At 56.4% G+C, this 3,322-nt stretch carries 5 protein-coding genes and 1 pseudogene; 1 reads left to right on the forward strand and 5 read right to left on the reverse strand.

Annotated elements, in window-relative coordinates; genetic code table 11:
- Positions 1 to 160 precede the first annotated feature (160 nt).
- The gene (locus ACMWLG_RS25475; protein ID WP_004193911.1) at positions 161 to 331 is read left to right on the forward strand and encodes a hypothetical protein; all 171 of its coding nucleotides are present in this window, start codon (positions 161 to 163) and stop codon (positions 329 to 331) included.
- 208 nt (positions 332 to 539) lie between these two features.
- Here the strand turns inward: ACMWLG_RS25475 and ACMWLG_RS25480 are convergent, their stop codons facing one another.
- The 5 genes and pseudogenes from ACMWLG_RS25480 to ACMWLG_RS25500 form a co-directional block, all read right to left on the reverse strand.
- A complete protein-coding gene (locus ACMWLG_RS25480; protein WP_001099531.1) occupies positions 540 to 872 on the reverse strand; it encodes an EmrE family multidrug efflux SMR transporter in 333 nt (110 codons plus the stop codon).
- A 167-nt stretch (positions 873 to 1,039) separates the two neighbouring features.
- On the reverse strand, positions 1,040 to 1,255 hold the full coding sequence (locus tag ACMWLG_RS25485; protein WP_024195375.1) for an MbeD family mobilization/exclusion protein: 216 nt from the start codon (positions 1,253 to 1,255) through the stop codon (positions 1,040 to 1,042).
- 3 nt (positions 1,256 to 1,258) lie between these two features.
- On the reverse strand, positions 1,259 to 1,744 hold the full coding sequence (locus ACMWLG_RS25490; protein ID WP_025367738.1) for an MbeB family mobilization protein: 486 nt from the start codon (positions 1,742 to 1,744) through the stop codon (positions 1,259 to 1,261).
- A 370-nt stretch (positions 1,745 to 2,114) separates the two neighbouring features.
- A pseudogene (locus tag ACMWLG_RS25495) lies at positions 2,115 to 2,483 on the reverse strand (hypothetical protein); the annotation flags it as partial.
- Entirely contained in the window at positions 2,422 to 2,745 is a 324-nt protein-coding gene (locus ACMWLG_RS25500; protein ID WP_004193914.1) for a MobC family plasmid mobilization relaxosome protein, read from the reverse strand. The pseudogene ACMWLG_RS25495 and the gene ACMWLG_RS25500, both read right to left, overlap by 62 nt.
- Positions 2,746 to 3,322: the final 577 nt, after the last annotated feature.

The following is a 3,322-nucleotide window of genomic DNA, read 5'->3' on the forward strand; positions in this document are numbered from 1 at the left end:
GGCTTAAAGATACCAGGCGTTTCCCCCTGGTGGCTCCCTCGTGCTCCCCCGCATTCCTGCCTTTCGGTTTACCGGTGTCATTCCGCTGTTATGGCCGCGGTTTCTCATTCCACGCCTGAAACTCGGTTCCGGGTAGGCAGTTCGCTCCAGGATGGACTGTATGCACGAACCCCCCGTTCAGTCCGACTACCACGCCCGTTCCGGTAACTATCAACTTGAGTCCAACCCGGAAAGACACGACAAATCGCCAGTGGCGGTAGCCATTGGTAACTGGGTTCACGGAGCAGAGATTGTAGAGAATGCCTACAGAGTTCTTGAAGTGAAAGCCTGAGTGCGGCTACACTGAAAGGACAGTTTAGGTATCTGCGCTCCGTGAAAGCCAGTTACCATCGGAACAAAGAGTTGGTAGCTCTGAATTCCGGCAAACGAACCACCGTTGGTAGCGGTGGTTTTTTTGTTTACAGGGAAAAAGATTACGCGCAGAAAGAAAGGATCTCAAGGAAATCCTTTTGCTTTGGCCAATATGCTTCGGTAAAAAGTTAATGCGCAGAAGATTTTGAAAAAATATTAATAACCAAAACTCCAACGCAAATAAGGAACATTCCTGCAATTGCGGGCCAATCAAGTTTTTGACCGCTAACCAACCAACCAGCTAGGCTTATTAGTACAATTCCCGCACCAGACCAAATTGCGTAAGCAATACCGGTAGGTATATTTTCCAATGTTTGGGAAAGCAGATAAAAGGCAGCGCAATAACTTATTGCAGTTCCTACAGACGGCCACAGGCGTGTAAATCCTTCTGAATATTTCATAAAGGTGGTGCCTATGACTTCAGCCACAATAGCCCCTCCCAGGAAAATATATGTATTCATAAAAATACCTCATGTTGAAAAATTTAAATATCTTTACATAACAACTAATTAATAGAACCCGGCTTATCATAGCGAAGGACCATGATGCTGCCACTGCGATCGTTCCAGCTCCAGCGCTTTCTGGTGCTGCACCGCCCGCTCCTGCTGCCGGTGAGTTTCTATCGCGTTCAGCCTTTCGACAACCGGCGCAGCTGCTCGCTCAAACTCTGCACCTGCCTGCTCAAGACCGTGACGCGCTCGTTCAGCGCCGCGTTCTCCCGTTGAATAAGACCAGACATCGTCCGCCATTCCGCGAAGGCGTTCTCCCACTCGTCCAGCCTTTTCGAGTAGTCCTGCTGTAGCTGCTCTAATGCGCTCAGCAACTGTTTTTCCAGCTCCGTCATGTGCTATTTCCCCGCCAGTATCATCCAGCTCGAGTCCTCTCCGAACTGTCCCGCTTCCGGGTTCACCCTCACGCAGCGGCGTCTCTGCTCGCCGCAGGTCGAGAGCTGTACGCCGCTGTTCCTCTCTGACAGCATGGCCTGCGTGCTCTTCTGCTCCCGGATGGTCGTATAGTTCTCGAGTATCTGCTGCCCCTGCCACCACAGAATGCCCGCGCTCGACGCTATCAGCAGCGCGGAGACCAGAACGATGGTCAGCCACGTCTGGCTGACCATGCGCAGCATCCCTTTCGTGCGCTGGCTCATGGCTGAGGACAGCTTCCGGTCGTGGTCGAGGATGGCGGCGCTGATTCTCTTCTCGCTTTCGCTCAGTTCCGCTCTGACAGACTTCTCGTGCTCGCTGAATGCGGCTTTCAGCATCTCGCCGGTAGTCTGCTGCTGCGCTTTCGATTTCTGCTCTAAGTCCTTCGCCAGCGTTAAAAGACTGTTCATAGATGGCTCCCTTCAGTCGGATGTTTCGCCCCCCGTCCGGGTCGGCAATGCTGATGCTGCTTTTTGTGGTGCGCACCACCTCAAAACCTGCGCTTTCCAGCGCCTCAGTGACGTCCTGACGCGTTTTCAGCTCCCCGGATGAGGCAAGGGCAAGCAGGCCGCTCGTAATCGCCTGGGCGGCTTCCTGCTTCGCTTCCGGCAGCGCGGAAGGCGAGACCAGCACCCGCCGGTTCTCCGGCGCGTTCGGGTCATGCAGCCCCAGCCTGCCGTTCACTATGGTCTGCCAGGCATCGATGCGCGGACGGTCGGCGCGGTCGTAATACGGCTGTAGCCGCTTGCCGGTCAGAAGCTCCGTGTTCGGGATCAGGAAGTTCAGCTCCAGCCGCCCCTTGTCCCGGTGCTCAACCCACAGCACGCTGTACTGGTCTTTATCGAGTCCGGGCATCAGAACCCGCTCGAAACTCGCCATCAGCTTTTCGCGCTGGCCGGGCGGTAAATCCTGTTCGGCAAAAGACAGAACGCCGGAAGTGTACTTTTTGGCGTAGGGCGAGGCGTCGATAAGCTCCCGGACTTCATCCGGCTTCCCCTGCAGAACGCTGGCGCCGTCGCGCTGGCGATCTTTACCCAGCAGATAATCGACCGGCCCGCCGCCGCCGCCGCGCCCCCGAGGATGAAACTTAACGATCATCATCAGCACCCTTTTCCAGTACGGCATGCCGCAACCGCTCGAGTCCGGCATCGATGGCCATCAGCGCGGCGACAATCTGCACGCGGTCGTGTCCGCTTCCACCACCGGCGTTAACCTGGCGGGCAATCTGGTTAAGGTTGTTCCCCATGCCGGCAAGCTGACGAAGCAGCGCCGGCGAGATCGACGGAAGTTTGCCGGCGCGTGCGGGCTTCTCGTCCAGGCACGTCTGCCGCATCCAGGCCGCGAGTTGCTTACCCTCGCAGCGCTCCAGCAGACGCCGGTGCTCGTCCTCAGTCACCCACATGGTGAGCATTTTGCTGCGTTTGTCTGCCAATCCGGCCTCCTGATAACGCCGGGACGGACGGGAAATCTTTTCCCGGTCGGCACGGTGTTGGACAAGCCGCAGACGCGGCAGTGGTTTTAGCGGGTTTCGGGGCGCAGCCCTGAACCAGTCACGTAGCGCTAGCGGAGTGTATACTGGCTAAACATGTTATGACGGAGTGGTAATTTATGAAAGTGCTTCATGTGACAGGGGAAAAATGCGGCTGCCGGGCGTAAGTGCAAAATGCAGGTGGTGATGAAATGACGCCTCCTCGCTCACTCGGTCGCTACGCTCCTGCCGTGAGACTGCGGCGGGCGTTACCAGCTCACAGATTACAGGATAAGCAAATGCCGCTCGAAGCAGGAAAGGCCAAGAAAAGGATGCGGAGTTGCCGTTTTTCCATAGGCTCCGCCCCCCTGACGAGTATCACGAAAATGACGCTCAAATCAGCGGTGGCGAAACCCGATGCGGCTTAAAGATACCAGGCGTTTCCCCCTGGTGGCTCCCTCGTGCTCCCCCGCATTCCTGCCTTTCGGTTTACCGGTGTCATTCCGCTGTTATGGCCGCG

It is taken from the genome of Enterobacter sp. 01-M-02-SI-ECC (genome assembly GCF_047530595.1).
Classification (GTDB): Bacteria; Pseudomonadota; Gammaproteobacteria; order Enterobacterales; family Enterobacteriaceae; genus Enterobacter; species Enterobacter cloacae_M.